The 15195-nt window shown below is 59.1% G+C and carries 13 protein-coding genes; 3 read left to right on the forward strand and 10 right to left on the reverse strand.

Annotated features, from left to right (window positions below; translation table 11 throughout):
• Window positions 1-52 precede the first annotated feature (52 nt).
• Window positions 53-514, reverse strand: a complete 462-nt coding sequence (locus tag CRO23_RS18920) for an Lrp/AsnC family transcriptional regulator (RefSeq protein ID WP_004940330.1) — start codon at window positions 512-514, stop codon at window positions 53-55.
• Window positions 515-636: 122 nt separating this feature from the next.
• Here CRO23_RS18920 and CRO23_RS18925 point away from each other — a divergent pair, with 122 nt between their 5' ends.
• Window positions 637-1677 carry a PLP-dependent cysteine synthase family protein gene (locus CRO23_RS18925; RefSeq protein WP_004940335.1) on the forward strand — a complete coding sequence of 347 codons (1041 nt, stop codon included), beginning with the start codon at window positions 637-639 and terminating at the stop codon, window positions 1675-1677.
• 60 nt (window positions 1678-1737) lie between these two features.
• Here CRO23_RS18925 and cof read toward each other — a convergent pair whose 3' ends face one another.
• A complete protein-coding gene (gene cof, locus CRO23_RS18930; RefSeq protein ID WP_049299678.1) occupies window positions 1738-2562 on the reverse strand; it encodes an HMP-PP phosphatase in 825 nt (274 codons plus the stop codon).
• A gap of 104 nt (window positions 2563-2666) precedes the next feature.
• Here cof and CRO23_RS18935 point away from each other — a divergent pair, with 104 nt between their 5' ends.
• Together CRO23_RS18935 and queC are read left to right on the forward strand one after the other, a co-directional pair.
• Window positions 2667-4382, forward strand: coding sequence for an SgrR family transcriptional regulator (locus CRO23_RS18935; protein WP_097102652.1), 1716 nt, complete (start codon window positions 2667-2669; stop codon window positions 4380-4382).
• 115 nt (window positions 4383-4497) lie between these two features.
• The gene (gene queC, locus CRO23_RS18940; RefSeq protein ID WP_016928855.1) at window positions 4498-5196 is read left to right on the forward strand and encodes a 7-cyano-7-deazaguanine synthase QueC; all 699 of its coding nucleotides are present in this window, start codon (window positions 4498-4500) and stop codon (window positions 5194-5196) included.
• Window positions 5197-5232: 36 nt separating this feature from the next.
• On the opposite strand, the gene CRO23_RS18945 is transcribed toward queC, so the two are convergent.
• The 8 genes from CRO23_RS18945 to tig form a co-directional block, all read right to left on the reverse strand.
• Window positions 5233-5646: an acyl-CoA thioesterase gene (locus CRO23_RS18945; protein ID WP_004940344.1), complete on the reverse strand. Its 414-nt coding sequence runs from the start codon at window positions 5644-5646 to the stop codon at window positions 5233-5235.
• A 154-nt stretch (window positions 5647-5800) separates the two neighbouring features.
• Window positions 5801-6175: a ComEA family DNA-binding protein gene (locus CRO23_RS18950; RefSeq protein WP_016928856.1), complete on the reverse strand. Its 375-nt coding sequence runs from the start codon at window positions 6173-6175 to the stop codon at window positions 5801-5803.
• Between the two features lie 138 nt (window positions 6176-6313).
• Window positions 6314-8197, reverse strand: coding sequence for a peptidylprolyl isomerase (ppiD, locus tag CRO23_RS18955; RefSeq protein WP_097102654.1), 1884 nt, complete (start codon window positions 8195-8197; stop codon window positions 6314-6316).
• Between the two features lie 178 nt (window positions 8198-8375).
• Window positions 8376-8648, reverse strand: coding sequence for a nucleoid-associated protein HU-beta (hupB, locus tag CRO23_RS18960; RefSeq protein WP_004940351.1), 273 nt, complete (start codon window positions 8646-8648; stop codon window positions 8376-8378).
• 216 nt (window positions 8649-8864) lie between these two features.
• Window positions 8865-11219, reverse strand: coding sequence for an endopeptidase La (gene lon, locus CRO23_RS18965; RefSeq protein WP_004940352.1), 2355 nt, complete (start codon window positions 11217-11219; stop codon window positions 8865-8867).
• A gap of 194 nt (window positions 11220-11413) precedes the next feature.
• Window positions 11414-12685 carry an ATP-dependent protease ATP-binding subunit ClpX gene (gene clpX / locus CRO23_RS18970; RefSeq protein ID WP_004940354.1) on the reverse strand — a complete coding sequence of 424 codons (1272 nt, stop codon included), beginning with the start codon at window positions 12683-12685 and terminating at the stop codon, window positions 11414-11416.
• A gap of 143 nt (window positions 12686-12828) precedes the next feature.
• A complete protein-coding gene (gene clpP / locus CRO23_RS18975) occupies window positions 12829-13452 on the reverse strand; it encodes an ATP-dependent Clp endopeptidase proteolytic subunit ClpP (protein WP_016928858.1) in 624 nt (207 codons plus the stop codon).
• 438 nt (window positions 13453-13890) lie between these two features.
• A complete protein-coding gene (gene tig, locus CRO23_RS18980; RefSeq protein ID WP_004940358.1) occupies window positions 13891-15195 on the reverse strand; it encodes a trigger factor in 1305 nt (434 codons plus the stop codon).

Here is a 15195-nt window from a genome sequence, read left to right on the forward strand (position 1 = left end):
CTGCTTCAGCAGAGCAGGATACCATCGTTGAGCCGCCCGTCCGGTGAACTTTTCACTCCGGCACCGGCAGCGCGGTGGTGTATTTGATTTTTTCCATGGCAAAGCTCGAGGTGACGTCAATAAGGCCCGGTACGCCGTTCACCAGGCGCTTATAAAAGCCGTCGTAGCTTTTCATGTCCGCCACTTCGACCTGCATCAGGTAGTCGTACTCCCCCGCCATCCGGTAGAACGCCAGCACCTCGGGCATTTGGCTGGTCAACTGCACAAACGCCTGATACCACTCGCTGCTGTGCTGCTGGGTCTTGATCAGCACGAACGCCGTCAACCCCAGGCCGAGCTTTTCATTATCCAGCAAGGCCACTCGGCCGCGAATATAGCCCTCGTCCTCCAGGCGCTTCAGCCGTTTCCAGCACGGCGTCGAGGTCAAATTGACCGCATCGGCCAGCGCCTGCAGCGACTGGGTGCAATCTTGCTGCAGCATGCACAGCAGCTTACGGTCTGTTTTATCTAACATAGCGGCCACCAGGAGAAAAATTTTCTCTCATTAGGCAATTAAACAGGGAAAATGGCAATCCTTTTTTCCCGCCGACAGGCTATGCTACGCCATAAACCAGCCCCCTATTCTGAGGCCAAATCATGACAAACTCTTGGGTAAAATATGCTATCGGTGAAATAGAAGCGGATTTTCAGCGCTCCGCCGATACGCATCTGATTCGCCTGAACCTGCCGGCGTTTCCCGGCATCTGCCTGTACCTGAAAGATGAGAGCACCCACCCGACCGGCAGCCTGAAACACCGCCTGGCGCGCTCGCTGTTCCTTTATGGCCTGTGCAACGGCTGGATCACCGAGAACACCACCATCATCGAGGCCTCTTCGGGCAGCACCGCGGTGTCCGAAGCCTACTTCGCCCGTCTGATCGGCCTGCCGTTCATCGCGGTGATGCCGTCCTGCACCGCGCGCCGCAAGGTGGAGCAGATCGCCTTCTATGGCGGCCGCTGTCACTTCGTCGATCACGCCGCCCAGATCTACGCCGCCTCCGAACAGCTGGCGAAAGAGCTGAACGGCCACTATATGGATCAGTTCACCTACGCCGAGCGCGCCACCGACTGGCGCGGCAACAACAACATCGCCGACAGCATCTTCCGCCAGATGGCGCGCGAACCCTTCCCGGTGCCGAAACACATCGTGATGAGCGCCGGCACCGGCGGCACCTCCGCCACGCTGGGGCGCTATATCCGCTATCAGGGGCACGACACCCAATTGACGGTGGTCGATCCGGAAAACTCGGTGTTCTATGACTGCTTCCACCACGGCGATCGCACCCTGATCGGCAGCTGCGGCAGCCGTATCGAAGGCATCGGCCGCCCGCGCGCCGAGCCGTCGTTCATCCCGTCGGTGGTCGACAACATGCTGCGCGTGCCGGATGCCGCCAGCGTCGCCACCATTCACTGGCTGGAAGGCGTGCTGGGCCGCAAGGTTGGCGCCTCTACCGGCACCAACGTTTGGGGTGCGCTGCAGTTGGCGAAGCAGATGCGGGAAAACGGCGAGCAAGGGGCGATCGTCACCCTGCTGTGCGACAGCGGCGAGCGTTATCTGGATACCTATTACAACCCGGAATGGGTCAGCAACAACATCGGCGATCTGCAGCCGTATCTCGCGCAGCTGGCGGATTTGTAACGCCAGGCTTCGGGTAAAAAAAAGCCGGGTAGTCATACCCGGCCGGCTGTAAGGAGAACCTCATTCTTCGGGGGAATAGGTGAGGCAAGGTGAACGCAGCCAATGTTGTAAATAGTGGGCCACCGCCTGTTGTTGGCAATGGCCGATAACCGGTAGCTGCGGCAGCAGGGATTTCAGCTGCGGCAGGGCATTGCCCATCACCACGCCGTGCCCCACCGCTCCCAGCATCTCTTTGTCGTTCATCGCGTCGCCGAACGCCATGCAGTCGGCCATCGTCAGCCCCAGATGACGGCTCAGCCGCTCCAGCGCCGTGCCTTTGTTGCAACCGAGCGGCAGCACCTCCAGACAGTCGTAGGCGGAAAAGCACAGGTCTGCCTCGTCGCCCAACTGCGCCCGCAGCTGCACCTGCAACGCCAGCAACTCTTCATGCGGCGCGACAAAGCACACCTTGCTGTTGCCGAACGCCGGCAGACGGCGCACATCGGCCAGTTGAAAACGAAAACCGCTCAGGTGGTGCGCCCGCAGCATCTCTTCCGGCACGGGAAACTCGGTCAGCCAACCTTCGTCGCGGAATACATGCATGCTGGCGCGGGTGCGCCAATGATGATGCAGCACCTCTTCGGCAATCTCCGCCGGCAGGTCGGTGGCGTGCAGCTGTTGGCCGCGGTTGTCATATACCCGCGTGCCGTTGCCGGTGATCAGGTAACCGTGCAGCCCCAGTTGCGCCATGATCGGTTGCGCATCGAGGTAGTGCCGCCCGGTGGCGAACGTCACCACCATCTCCCGCTCCACCAGCTGGTTCAGCACCGCCAGCGTTTCCGGACCAACCCGGTGATCCGGCATCAACAGCGTGCCGTCCATATCGAAAGCTGCCAGGCGATACATAAAGACCTCTTGAATGTGAACGCGATTACAATCACTGCAGTATGGGATGGCATTTGCGGAAGTAATAGTGAACAATTTGAGAAAACTGTTCCGGATTTCTGCCCATGCGCCTGGTTCACCGTCTCAGCCAATATCAACGCCTGTACCATCAGCTCGGCAGCGCGCCGGTCGCCGTGACCATCGGCGAGCTGGCGGCGATGTTCTACTGCAGCGAACGCCATGCCCGCACGTTGGTGCAACAGCTGCAGGATCAAGGCTGGCTGAGCTGGCATTCGCAGCCCGGCCGCGGCAAACGCGCTCGCCTGCACTGCCTGAAAACCCCGGATGAACTGCGCGCGCAGCTGTTGCAGCAGCTGTTGCAACAGGGCAATCATCAGGGGGCGCTGGAGATGGCGCAGCTCGATCCGCAGCACCTGCAGGATCTGCTCAGCCCGCACCTCGGCGGACAATGGCAGGCCGGCAGCCCGACGCTGCGCATTCCCTATTACCGCACGCTGGAGGCGCTCGACCCGCTCACGCTGACCGGCCGCGCCGAACAACATCTGGTGTCGACCCTGCACGCCGGACTGACGCGCCTGATGACCGGTAACCCGGAACCGCAACCCGATCTGGCGCACCATTGGCAGATTAGCGATCGCGGCCTGCGCTGGCGCTTCTTTCTGCGCAGCCAGCTACGCTGGCACAACGGCGAACCGTTGACCGGCCACCAGCTGCTGCAAACGCTGGAAAAACTGCAGCGCCATCCGCGCAGCCAACCGAGCCTGACTAACGTCGCGCGCATCAGCCTGCCGCATCCGCTGTGCATTCAGTTCGATCTGCAGTTGCCGGACTATTGGCTGGCCCACCGGCTGGCGGAGCTGCCTTGTCTGATGACCCATCCGGAGCTGCCGGCCATCGGCGCCGGCCCGTTCAAGCTGACGTTGAATGAACCGCAGCTGGTGCGGCTGGAACAGCACGCCGGTTACCATCTGCAGCATCCGTATCTGGACACCATCGAATACTGGATCACCCCCGATCTGCCCACCGCCGGCGCCGACACCAGCTGCCAGCATCCGGTACGCATCACCATAGGCCAGCAAGACGATTTGGCGCAGGCCCGGCCAGTGCAGCGCAGCATGAGCCTGGGCTGGTGTTATTTGGCGCTGAACCTGCGCCACGGCGTGCTGAGCGAAGCCCAGGGGCAAAAGCTGCTGATGCTGATCCAGCAGTCCGGCCTGCTGAACCATCTGCCGATCCCCAACAGCGTGATCACCCCCAGCCATGAAATGCTGCCCGGCTGGCGCATCCCGCACCAACAGGTCGAAGAGGACGTCGCCCTGCCCGCCCGGCTGACGCTGCTGTATCGGCCGCCGGTCGAGCTGGAAACGGTGACGGCCGCGCTACAGCGGTTGCTCGCGCAGCACGGCTGCGAGCTGGAAGTGCGCTACTACGCCGGCAAGCGCTGGCAAAGCGAGGAACAGATCGCCCAGGCCGACCTGCTGCTGGCGGACAACTTGATCGGCGAGGCGCCGGAGGCGACGCTGGAGAGCTGGCTGCGTCAGGATACGCTGTGGCGCGGCATCCTCACGGAAAGCCGCTGGCAGCAGCAACAGGATATGCTGCGGCAGATCCAGCAGCTGCAGGCGCAGCAACCGCGCTTCGAACAACTGCAGGCCTATTATCAACAGCTGATGGCCGCCGCCATCATCACGCCGCTGTTTCACTACCAGTATCAGATCAGCGCACCGCCGCGCATGCATGGCGTGACGCTGACCGCGCACGGCTGGTTCGATTTTTGCCAGGCGTGGCTGCCGCCGCCGGTGGATGACGCACCGGCCTGAGCCGAACCGCCCTGCGCCTGGCGGCCCTTTCTGCTACTATTGTCGCCGCAACGCAATTTTTATCCTGCCGCCCGAATGTGTATCGGGAGAGGCCAAAGCCCAAAAAGGTGATTTTATGAAGCGCGCGGTTGTCGTTTTCAGCGGTGGACAAGACTCCACGACCTGCTTGATCCAGGCATTGCAACAGTATGACGAAGTTCACTGCGTCACGTTCGATTACGGCCAGCGCCATCGTGCCGAGATTGAAGTGGCTCAAGCGCTGTCGGTAGCCCTCGGCGCCAAGGCGCACAAGGTGCTGGACGTGACGCTGCTCAATGAGCTGGCCGTCAGCAGCCTGACGCGCGACAATATTCCGGTTCCCGCCTACGATCCCAACCAGAAAAATGCGCTGCCGAGCACCTTCGTGCCGGGCCGCAACATCCTGTTCCTGACGCTGGCGGCGATCTACGCCTACCAGGTCGAAGCGGAAGCGGTGATCACCGGCGTGTGTGAAACCGATTTCTCCGGCTACCCGGATTGCCGCGACGAGTTCGTTAAAGCGCTGAACAAGGCGGTGACGCTGGGTATCGCCCGCGATATCCGCTTCGAAACGCCGCTGATGTGGCTGAACAAGGCCGAGACCTGGGCGCTGGCGGATTATTACCACCAGCTGGATCGCGTACGCCAGGATACGCTGACCTGCTACAACGGCATCAAGGGTGACGGCTGCGGCGAGTGCGCCGCCTGCAACCTGCGCGCCAATGGCCTGACGCAGTACCGGGCCAACCAGGCAGAAGTGATGGCGGCGTTGAAACAGAAAGCCGGCCTGGCCTGAGGGCAGTGACGGCGGCAGCCTCTGCCGCCCGTGAGCTTACTGCGGATTATCCTTCAGCGTGAGCGCCTCCAGGTGCTCGCGCAATTCGCCTTCGATCGGCAGCGCCCGCTGCGTTTTCAGATCGACGCACACGAAAGTCAGCAGCGCGTCTGCCACCGGCGTCCCCGCCGGATCCTGCGTCACCTTTTGGCTCAGCACCCCGCTCTTGCCGTTGAGCTGCACCATCTGGCTGTCGATACGCAGCTTATCCCCCAATACCGCCGGGCTGCGGTAATTGATATTGATGTTCACCACGATGAAAGCGATGTTGTTTTCCGTCATCCAGCGGAACCCGGCTTCGTTCTCCAACCACTCCCAACGCGCCTCTTCCAGAAACTCCAGATAGCGGGCGTTGTTAACGTGCTGGTAAACATCAAGGTGATAACCGCGAACTTTGATAAAGGTTTGCATAGGGAACGATCGCTCCTGCCTGGTGATTACAGAAAGAGGGAGCCACGCTGGCTCCCTCGCCCGTTTGGTCAACGCGCCAAACTGGTAAGACCTGTAAAATGTAGCAGAGGAGTCACGGCCTCAGCGGCATTTTGCCACGCAGCCGCGACCGGGATCACATTTTCAGCCGGGTGCGGTTCTTCTCAAACAGCGCCGGCCCGATGCCCGGCACCTCCTGCAACTGCTCAACCTGGGTGAACGGCCCGTTCTGTTCGCGATAGCGCACGATGCCTTCCGCCTTCTTCAGACCGACGCCGCTCAAGGCGGCGGCCAGCTGTTCGGCGGTGGCCTGATTGATGCTGACCGCCGCCTCTTCGGTTGCCTTGGTCATCACCGATTGCCCGCCATTGCCCACCGGTGTTGAGAGCATGGGCGCCTCGTTTTTTTCCACCGCGGCGGCCGGCCCGGCCAGGCATAACAACAGCGCGGTCAGCGCGGCGTTAACGTGACGACGGTAACCGAAAAACGCTTTTTTCTCTGAATATTGCATGCTGTATCCTCCTTGTGTGTGACAGCACGGCTACCTTGCCGCGGCGGCGGATATTCAGCAATCGACGGATGTCAGATATGGAAAAGGCCGCGAAAGCGGCCTTTGTTTGTTGCACTGCGTTGCAGAAAAATGCGGCGATTACTGAGGCTGTTGCTCAGCGGCGCCCATTTTGATCTTGGCTTCTTTACGCAGGCTCGCCAGCAGCGAATCGAAGGAGACGCCGGTCGCGCCCTCTTCCATCTTGCCGACGAAGGTTTTCATTTCGTCTTCCGGCAGCGTGCCCGGCTTCACCGCATCAAGCGCAATCAGCACCACGTTGTCCTGGCGATCCTGCGACATGCCGTACACCGGTTTGCCGTCCTGCGGGTGCGGCAGCGCGAACACGCTCTCCACCAGCTGGCTGTCTTCCGGCGCGCGCGCCATCTTCTGCACGGCGCCAAAGCTCAGGCCGGCGGCTTTCATCGCTTCGTCGCCCTTGCCCTGCTTCAGCTCAACCAACAGCTTCTCGCCCTGCAGCTTCGCTGCCTGCAGCGCCTTGTTGCGTTTCACCAGTTCCGCCACGCGGTCTTTTACCTGGTCTAACGGTTCGATGCCTTCCGGCTTGTGGCCGCTCACGCGCACCACGAAGGCGCGGTCGCCGTCTACGGTGATCACGTCGGAGTTGCTGCCCGGCGCGCCGTTCTCGCCGATCAGCGAGCCGTCGAAGATCGCCTGCACCACCGGCTTGAAGTTCAGCGCGGCAGGAATGTTGTCACGGGTGAACCAGTCGCTTTGCGCCGCTTTCACGCCGGCCGCTTCTTCAGCCGAGGCCAGAGATTCGTTGTCGCTGGTCGCCGCTTCGCTCACCTTCTGCTGCAGCGCGTAATACGCGTCTACCGCTTTCTCCTGCTGCACCTGCTTGGCGATAGCGTCATGCACGTCGCTCAGCGGTTTCAGTTTCTCAGGTTCGATGTCGTTCAAACGCACGATCAGGAAGCCGACAGAGGATTTCACCACGCCGGACAGCTGCCCTTTCTCGGTCAGGTTAGCCTGCTTCAGCTCATCGGCGGTGGTTTCCGGCTCCAGCCACCCCAGTTCGCCGCCGGTGCGGCGCGAGATGATGTCGGTGGATTTCTCTTTCGCCAGCGTGGCGAAATCGGCGCCCTTCTTCAGCTCGTCCAGCGCCGCGTTGGCTTCCGCCTCGGTTTTCAACTGGATCACGCTGTAGTTTTTACGCTCAGGCTGGCCGTAGCTGCTCTTGTGCTGGTCGTAGTAAGCGCTGATGTCCTCTTCGCTCACTTTCACCTTGTCCTGCATGGACGCGGCGTCCAGCGGGATATAGCTCACCTTCACCTGCTCCGGGGCGATGAAGCTGTTCTTGTTCTGATCGTAATACGCCTTCAGTTCATCGTCGCCGGCGCTTTGTTTCGCCTGCAGCGCTTTCAAATCGATGGTCGCCAGGCGCACGTCGCGCTCCTGCAGCACCAGCGCCGCCATGGCTTGCGATTCAGACGGCAGCACGAAACCGGACTCGCCGAAGGCCTGGATCACCTGCTGATTGACCAACTGCTGACGCATCGACTGCGCGAAGTTGTCGGCGGTGTAACCCATGCGGCCGATCAGATCGAGATATTTGGCGTTATCGAACTGGCCGTTGGTCTGGAAGTAAGGCGCCTTGCGGATGGCGTCCTTGATCTGATCGTCGCTGACCGCCAGGCCCAGCTTTTTGGCGTACTGGTCGAGCAGCATGTTGTCGATCAACTGGGACAACACCTGACGGCGCATCTGCTGCATGTAGCCTTCGTTGCCGGCCAGCGCAGAGAACTGGTCACCCAGCTGCTGCTGCATGCGGCTGCGCTCGCTTTGGAAAGCCTGTTCCAGCTGAGCGCGTTCGATCGTCTGACCATTTACTTTCGCAGCATAATCGCCGGAGCCGCCGATCAGGTAGTTACCCACCCCGGTCAGAACGAATGACAGGATGATCAGGGCCAGGATGATTTTGAGCACGACGTGATTGGCAGCCGCGCGTAAATTGTCCATCATAGTGTGACAACACTCCGCTGTGATGTGGATTAACAACCCTTGCGCAGGCGCGTTCCCTGCGACAAAAATAAAAAAAGCGCATCAGTCCGATGCGCCTTGTATCTTACCTTACCAGCACCGCTGCGTCAGGTGATTGTTTATTACAAAACCCTGTTACGCTAAACGGTTAGACGCTAAATCAGTTTACAGCGTCTTTCAGCGCTTTCCCTGCACGGAAGGCAGGTACTTTGGCTGCCGCGATCTTGATCTCTTTACCGGTCTGCGGGTTGCGGCCGGTACGGGCCGAACGTTCACGCACGGTAAAGGAACCGAAACCTACCAGAGCCACGTCATCCCCTGCTTTCAGGGAGTCGGTAACGGAAGCGATTACTGCGTCTAAAGCACGTCCCGCTGCCGCTTTGGAAATATCAGCACCTGCGGCAATCTTGTCGATCAGTTGTGACTTATTCACTCTATCATCCCCTCTAGAATTCTATCGTCGCACCGAAAAATCCCTACGGTTGCGACAGCGCAGCTGTTATATCAATCCCATCGAACCTTGGCAAGCCACCGACTGGGTGACAAAACGCGGGCCGACAGAGATCTAACTTAGCGGTACAAAAAAATACTGGCAAGTCCGAAATGGCTTGCCAGTATAAGTTTTATCAATGGTTTTTGCGATTCGTCACTATTTTGCCGCTACCGGCAGTGCGCCGAAGGCCGGGTTTTGCAACGCAATGTTCAAAACTTCATCGATTCGCTGCACCGGATGAATCTCCAGATCGGCGATAACATTGTCCGGAATCTCTTCCAGATCGCGCTTGTTCTCGTAAGGGATCAGCACGGTTTTGATGCCGCCACGATGCGCCGCCAGCAGCTTCTCTTTCAGGCCGCCGATCGGCAACACCTGACCGCGCAGCGTGATCTCGCCGGTCATCGCCACATCGGCGCGTACCGGGTTGCCGGTCAGGCAGGAGACCAGCGCGGTGCACATCGCGATACCGGCGCTCGGGCCGTCTTTCGGCGTCGCCCCTTCCGGCACGTGCACGTGGATGTCGCGTTTCTCGTAGAAATCGGCGTTGATGCCCAATTTCTCCGCGCGCGCGCGCACCACGGTCAGCGCCGCCTGAATCGATTCCTGCATCACTTCACCCAGAGAACCGGTGTAGGTCAGCTTGCCTTTGCCCGGCACGCAGGCGGTTTCGATGGTCAGCAGATCGCCGCCCACTTCCGTCCACGCCAGCCCGGTGACTTCGCCCACGCGGTTTTCGGTATCCGCACGGCCGTAATCGACGCGCTGCACGCCCAGGTAATCCTTCAGGTTGTCGCCGTTGATCTCGATATGCTTGCGCTTCTTGTCCATCAGCAACGTTTTCACCGCTTTACGGCACAGCTTGGAGATTTCACGCTCCAGGCTACGCACCCCGGCTTCGCGGGTGTAGAAGCGAATGATGCCGATGATGGCGCTGTCGTCGACCGTCAGTTCGCCTTTTTTCAGCGCATTGCGCTCAAGCTGCTTCGGCAGCAGGTGCTGTTTGGCGATGTTGAGCTTCTCGTCCTCGGTATAACCCGACAGGCGGATCACTTCCATACGGTCCAGCAGCGGCGCAGGAATGTTCATCGAGTTCGAGGTGGCGACGAACATCACGTCGGACAGATCGTAATCCACTTCCAGATAGTGGTCGTTGAACGCCACGTTCTGTTCCGGATCCAGCACCTCCAGCAGAGCGGAAGCCGGATCGCCGCGCATGTCGGAAGACATCTTGTCGATCTCATCCAGCAGGAACAGCGGGTTCTTCACCCCAACCTTGGCCATCTTCTGGATCAGTTTGCCCGGCATCGAACCGATGTAGGTACGACGGTGCCCGCGGATTTCCGCTTCGTCACGCACGCCGCCCAGCGCCATGCGCACGTACTGGCGACCGGTCGCTTTGGCGATCGACTGCCCCAGCGAGGTTTTACCCACGCCCGGCGGCCCCACCAGACACAGGATCGGCCCCTTGATTTTGCTGACGCGACTCTGCACCGCGAGGTACTCGAGGATGCGATCCTTGACGCGCTCCAGGCCGTAGTGATCGGTATCGAGCACTTCCTGCGCCTTGTTCAGGTCTTTTTTCACCTTGCTGCGCGCATTCCACGGCACCTGCAGCATCCAGTCGATGTAGCCGCGCACCACGGTCGCTTCCGCCGACATCGGCGACATCATCTTCAGCTTTTGCAGTTCCGCTTCGGTTTTTTCGCGCGCCTCTTTCGGCATTTTCGCCGCATCGATCTTGCGCTTCAGCGCTTCGTGCTCGTCCGGCGCGTCGTCCATCTCGCCCAGTTCTTTCTGAATCGCCTTCATCTGCTCATTCAGATAGTACTCGCGCTGGCTCTTCTCCATCTGCTTCTTGACGCGGTTACGGATGCGTTTCTCAACCTGCAGCAGATCGATCTCCGATTCCATCATCGCCATCAGGTATTCCAGACGCTCGGTGATGTCGGACATCTCGAGCACCGACTGCTTATCGCTGAGCTTCAGCGGCATATGGGCGGCGATGGTGTCCGCCAGGCGCGCGGCGTCGTCGATGCTGTTGAGTGAAGTCAGCACCTCCGGCGGGATTTTTTTGTTCAGTTTGATATAGCCTTCAAACTGATTGATCGCGGTGCGCACCAGCACTTCCTGCTCGCGCTCGTCGATAGCCGGCGACTCAAGGTATTCCGCCTGCGCGGCGAAATGCTCACCGCTGTCGGACAGCGTAGTGATGCGTGCGCGCTGCAGCCCCTCGACCAGCACTTTTACCGTGCCGTCCGGCAGCTTCAGCATCTGCAGGATCGACGCTACGGTGCCGACCGAGAACAAGTCGTTAATGCCAGGTTCATCCGTTGAGGCCTCTTTCTGTGCCACCAGCATGATCTTCTTATCGTGATCCATTGCGGCTTCGAGGCACCGAATCGATTTTTCCCGGCCAACAAATAACGGGATCACCATGTGCGGATAAACCACCACGTCGCGCAATGGCAAAACGGGGATTTCAATGCGTTCGGAACGCTCAGGGTTCATAGAGCTCTCTCTTAGTTTAATTTCCGCCAGGTTGAGGGGGAATCTCATGAGACGCAAGCATCTAACGTTTCATAAAATCTGGTTAATGAGTATATGGGGATGAATCTCTTACATTCAACGGCAAGAATGCAGGAAAAAGAAATGGGGGATGAAATCCCCCATTTTGCTGATAACGCGCTGGTTTAACTGGCTAATTATTCGCCAGACGCCTGGGCTTCAGGCTTGCCGTAAATCAGCAGCGGTTTGGATTGGCCGGCGATCACCGACTCGTCGATCACCACTTTGTCTACGCTGTCCATCGACGGCAGATCGTACATGGTGTCGAGCAGCGCGCCTTCCACGATGGAACGCAGGCCGCGGGCGCCGGTTTTGCGCGCCATGGCTTTCTTGGCGATGGCGTTCAGCGCTTCGTCGCGGAACTCCAGCTCCACGCCTTCCAGATTGAACAGCGCCTGATACTGCTTGGTCAGGGCGTTCTTCGGCTCTTTCAGGATCTGAATCAGCGCGTCTTCGCTCAGCTCGCTCAGGGTCGCCACCACCGGCAGACGGCCGATGAACTCAGGGATCAGACCAAACTTGATCAAATCTTCCGGTTCGGCCTGCAGCAGCAGTTCGCCTTCGGTGGCCTTCTCGGACTCGCCCTTGACGGTCGCGCCGAAGCCGATGCCGGAGCCGGTGTTGACGCGTTGACCGATCACCTTATCCAGGCCGGCGAATGCGCCGCCGCAGATAAACAGGATCTTGGAAGTATCGACCTGCAGGAATTCCTGTTGCGGATGCTTGCGCCCGCCCTGCGGCGGAACCGCGGCGATGGTGCCTTCAATCAGCTTAAGCAGCGCCTGCTGCACGCCTTCACCCGAGACGTCACGCGTGATCGACGGGTTGTCGGACTTACGGGAAATCTTATCGATTTCATCGATATAAACGATGCCGCGCTGCGCTTTCTGCACGTCATAGTCGCATTTTTGCAACAGCTTCTGGATAATATTTTCCACGTCCTCGCCCACATAACCGGCTTCGGTCAGCGTGGTGGCGTCGGCCATGGTGAACGGCACGTCCAGGAAGCGCGCCAGCGTTTCCGCCAGCAGAGTTTTGCCGCTGCCGGTCGGGCCGATCAGCAAGATGTTGCTCTTGCCCAACTCGATACCGTTGCTGGTATCGCCGTTGCGCAGGCGTTTGTAGTGGTTGTACACCGCAACCGCCAGCACTTTCTTCGCCTGCTCCTGGCCGATGACGTAGTCATCCAGGTGGTGGCGGATCTCGTGCGGCGTCGGCAGCGCACTGCGCTCACGATGCGGGGCAACTTCTTTAATCTCTTCGCGAATAATGTCGTTACACAGATCGACACATTCATCGCAGATATACACTGACGGCCCGGCAATCAGCTTACGCACTTCATGCTGGCTTTTGCCGCAAAAAGAGCAGTACAGCAGCTTTCCTGAACCGTCTTTGCGCTTATCTGTCATCAGTCAAACCTCTTCTTTAGTCTTGTCCCGCAGGAAAATCACGGCGGCAGTGCGCCCAAACTCATATCGGGAACGCCGAGGGGCTACAACAGAGCGAGCCCCTGCCCACTCTGATTACTATAGTCCATCGGCGCCGCGTGGTTCTAGCTGCGGTGTGTCAGAATGCCGTCAACCAGGCCGTATTCCACGGCTTCTTCCGCGGTCATAAAGCGATCGCGCTCGGTGTCGCGCTCGATCTGCTCCAGCGGCTGGCCGGTATGCTCGGCCATCAGTTCGTTCATGCGCGCTTTCACCTTGAGGATTTCACGCGCGTGGATTTCGATGTCCGTCGCCTGGCCCTGGTAGCCGCCCAGCGGCTGGTGAATCATCACGCGCGAGTTCGGCAGGCAGAAACGTTTGCCTTTGGCGCCCGCGGTCAGCAGGAAGGAGCCCATCGAGCACGCCTGGCCCATACAGATAGTGCTGACGTCCGGCTTGATGAACTTCATGGTGTCATAAATCGACATGCCCGCGGTGATCACCCCACCCGGCGAGTTGATGTAGAGGAAAATGTCTTTTTCCGGGCTTTCCGCTTCGAGGAACAGCATTTGCGCCACGATCAGGTTGGCCATGTGATCTTCCACCTGGCCGGTCAGGAAAATGATGCGCTCTTTCAGCAGGCGGGAATAAATGTCGTAAGAACGCTCCCCGCGTGAAGTCTGCTCTACCACCATCGGCACCAGCGCCATGTTCGGTGCAAATTGATCTCGTTCGCCACTGTATGACATTACCGTCTCCTAATAGAAATTGCCTTGGCGGCCAGGGTGTCACCCTAATACGCCGATTCTACTTGAGAACGGCCATGATGACTATGCTCAAGCATTCGACCCGCGCCGCACGTACCCGACGGTTAGTTTATCCCGCGCACTTTGGCAAACAGCCCCAGAATCATTCTTTACAGATTGGGGGATCGCGGCGCAATTTCAAGCCCAGGGGCCGATTTTCTCCGCGCGCCGAAAACGATGCCGTTAATCTGACCGTTATCATGCCAGCCAGTTCCCCAGGCAACAGGGTAAATATAGTGCATATTAACCCGCTTAACCTGAGATTAATCAGCAACGTGGCAAAAAGAAAAGCCCGCAACCTGAGGTTGCGGGCTTTTTCATCGTGCGCCGGTTCGCCAGGCGAAACCGGGGGCGCCATTCATCGCGCCCGGCACGCCGGCATTACGCCTGTTGAGTCTGGTTCATCAGCTCGCTGAAGGTAGTGGCTTTTTCAGTCACTTTCGCTTTTGCCAGCAGGGCTTCAACCGCTTGCTCTTCCAGAGCCACGTTGCGCATGTTGTTCATCAGCTCTTTGTTTTTGCTGTAGAACTCGATGACTTCGCTTGGATCTTCGTAGGCAGAAGCCATTTCTTCGATCAGCGTCTTCACGCGGTCTTCGTCAGCTTTCAGATCGTTGGTGCTGATCACTTCGCCCAGCAGCAGGCCAACCACTACGCGGCGTTTCGCTTGCTCTTCGAACAGTTCGCGTGGCAGTTCCAGCGCTTGCTTCTCGTTGCCGCCGAAACGCTGTGCAGCCTGACGACGCAGCACGTCGATTTCGCCGTCGATCAGGGCAGCAGGCACGTCGATTTCGTTCGCGCTCACCAGGCCGTCGATCGCCTGAGACTTGATGCGGTTACGCACGGCGCCTTTCAGCTCGCGCTCCATGTTCTTGCGAACTTCGGTGCGCAGGCCGGCAACGGAACCGTCCGCCACGCCGAAACGCTTGATGAACTCTTCGGTCAGTTCCGGCAGCTCGCGCTCTTCAACTTTCTTCAGCACGATAGCGAATTTGGCCGCTTTGCCCTTCAGGTTTTCCGCGTGGTAGTCTTCCGGGAAATTCACGTCGATGGAGAACTCTTCGCCCGCTTTGTGACCAACCAGACCTTCTTCGAAGCCTGGGATCATGCGGCCCTGGCCCATTGCCAGCACGAAGTCGGACGCTTTGCCGCCTTCGAACTCTTCACCGTCGATAGAACCGGTGAAGTCAACGGTCACGCGATCTTCAGCTTCCGCTGCGCGATCGGTTTCTTTCCAGGTTGCCTGCTGCTTGCGCAGGGTATCCAGCATCGCGTCGACGTCTTCGTCGTTCACTTCAACCACGGGTTTTTCAACTTCGATGTTTTCCAGGCCTTTCAGCTCAACTTCTGGATACACTTCGAACTCAACGGCGAAAGTGAAGTCTTCACCTTCTTTGTACTCGCCCGGCACGTAGTTTGGTGCGCCGGCCGGATTAATCTTTTCTTTGATGATCGCGTCAACGAAGCTGCGCTGCATCGCTTCGCCCAGCACGTCCTGACGAACAGAGGCGCCGTAACGCTGTTCCACGATGTTCATCGGCACTTTGCCTTTGCGGAAGCCGTCGATACGCACGCTTTTCGCTGCGTTGATCAGCTCTTTCTTCACCGCCTGCTTGATAGTATCAGCCGGTACAGTAATAGAGAGACGGCGCCCAAGGCCTTGAGTGGTTTCTACTGAAACTTGCAT

The sequence above is a fragment of the Serratia sp. JKS296 genome (assembly GCF_900215445.1).
Lineage (GTDB): Bacteria > Pseudomonadota > Gammaproteobacteria > Enterobacterales > Enterobacteriaceae > Serratia > Serratia marcescens.

Bases quoted from the DNA above. Each gene is read 5' to 3' on its own strand.
- ppiD (WP_097102654.1), bottom strand. From the start codon at position 8,197: ATGATGGACAATTTACGCGCGGCTGCCAATCACGTCGTGCTCAAAATC.
- CRO23_RS18950 (WP_016928856.1), bottom strand. From the start codon at position 6,175: ATGCAATATTCAGAGAAAAAAGCGTTTTTCGGTTACCGTCGTCACGTT.
- CRO23_RS18925 (WP_004940335.1), top strand. From the start codon at position 637: ATGACAAACTCTTGGGTAAAATATGCTATCGGTGAAATAGAAGCGGAT.
- tig (WP_004940358.1), bottom strand. From the start codon at position 15,195: ATGCAAGTTTCAGTAGAAACCACTCAAGGCCTTGGGCGCCGTCTCTCT.
- clpX (WP_004940354.1), bottom strand. From the start codon at position 12,685: ATGACAGATAAGCGCAAAGACGGTTCAGGAAAGCTGCTGTACTGCTCT.
- CRO23_RS18920 (WP_004940330.1), bottom strand. From the start codon at position 514: ATGTTAGATAAAACAGACCGTAAGCTGCTGTGCATGCTGCAGCAAGAT.
- queC (WP_016928855.1), top strand. From the start codon at position 4,498: ATGAAGCGCGCGGTTGTCGTTTTCAGCGGTGGACAAGACTCCACGACC.
- lon (WP_004940352.1), bottom strand. From the start codon at position 11,219: ATGAACCCTGAGCGTTCCGAACGCATTGAAATCCCCGTTTTGCCATTG.
- cof (WP_049299678.1), bottom strand. From the start codon at position 2,562: ATGTATCGCCTGGCAGCTTTCGATATGGACGGCACGCTGTTGATGCCG.
- CRO23_RS18935 (WP_097102652.1), top strand. From the start codon at position 2,667: ATGCGCCTGGTTCACCGTCTCAGCCAATATCAACGCCTGTACCATCAG.
- clpP (WP_016928858.1), bottom strand. From the start codon at position 13,452: ATGTCATACAGTGGCGAACGAGATCAATTTGCACCGAACATGGCGCTG.
- CRO23_RS18945 (WP_004940344.1), bottom strand. From the start codon at position 5,646: ATGCAAACCTTTATCAAAGTTCGCGGTTATCACCTTGATGTTTACCAG.